Source organism: Streptomyces sp. SID13726 (assembly GCF_010548375.1).
Taxonomy (GTDB): Bacteria; Actinomycetota; Actinomycetes; order Streptomycetales; family Streptomycetaceae; genus Streptomyces.
Genome location: NZ_JAAGLY010000176.1, coordinates 1 through 593, shown reverse-complemented (window position 1 = coordinate 593; position 593 = coordinate 1). Strand labels below are relative to the sequence as shown.

Annotated in this window: 1 pseudogene; it reads right to left on the bottom strand. The window is 76.4% G+C overall.

The annotated features are described in order from the left end of the window. A pseudogene (locus G3I78_RS47015) lies at positions 1-300 on the bottom strand (hypothetical protein); the annotation flags it as partial. Between the last annotated feature and the right edge of the window lie 293 nt (positions 301-593).

The following is a 593-nucleotide window of genomic DNA, read 5'->3' as shown; positions in this document are numbered from 1 at the left end:
CGGGCCGGGGGGCGGTGGCGGCGGCGCGTAGCCCGGCGCCGTCCCTGCGGGCGGCCAGGTCGCCCCGGTCTCCGCGGGCGGGAGCGTCGCGTGCTGGTCGCCCTGCTGCCCGGGGCCCCGGCGACCTCCCGTGCCGTAGGGGTCGGTGTCGTACGGCGCCTGCGCGTGGGGGTACCCGTAGCCGGGGGCGGAGGCGCCCGGCCCGCCCGGGTTCGTCCCGCCGTCGTCCCCGTACCGTCGCGGCGGCCGCATGACGGTGTGGTCGTCGACCGGCTCGTTCGGGTCGGTGGGGTGGGACATCGGACGGGTCCTCTCGTCGCGGGCGGCTCGTGCAGGGTAGCGGAGTGCGGCACGCCGGCCGCATCGTCGGTCCGGGCGGTGTGACGTGCCCGACGGGTGATCTCCTCCCCAGGGTGGACACGCCCGCGGGACGGGCAGCGTACGCTGCGGGTGGGTCACCGGACGACGGACAGGGGGAACTACCGCTCGACCGACGAGAGACCGGACCGCCGTCCGACCCGCAACCAGCGCTCATGAACATGCTCACCTGGACTGCCGTAGACAACGGGACCTGGCGTGCCCGCAACGCGTCG